Below are 285 nucleotides of genomic sequence, written 5' to 3'. Positions count from 1 at the left end.
TGTTCTCTGCCGTCAGCGCCTGCGCAGCCTGGGCCTTGGCGAAAGCGATGCGGGTTTCTGCTTCGATGTCGGCCTGGTTGCGGGTCAGGGCGCGACCCACCAGGTTCTGTTTGGCGATACTGGTATCGGCCCACCAGGCGGCCAACCTTGCCGCGCCTTGGGGGCAGCCATTCATGCCCAGCACGCACTGGGCGATCTGCGCCGCGAAGGCCTGGCCCCACACCGGCTGCTTGCGGTCGTAGAGGTCGAGCGCGCGCTCGAGCAGTTCGCTGTCCAGCCAGGCGA

Annotated in this window: 1 pseudogene; it reads right to left on the bottom strand. The window is 67.7% G+C overall.

Annotated features, from left to right (window positions below):
* Positions 1 to 285 (bottom strand): annotated as a pseudogene (locus tag DM813_RS28300) (hypothetical protein); the annotation flags it as partial.

Source organism: Pseudomonas alkylphenolica (assembly GCF_004025535.1).
Lineage (GTDB): Bacteria > Pseudomonadota > Gammaproteobacteria > Pseudomonadales > Pseudomonadaceae > Aquipseudomonas > Aquipseudomonas alkylphenolica_A.
The sequence above is the reverse complement of the archived record's forward strand: the minus strand, read 5'-3'. Positions and strand labels throughout refer to the sequence as shown.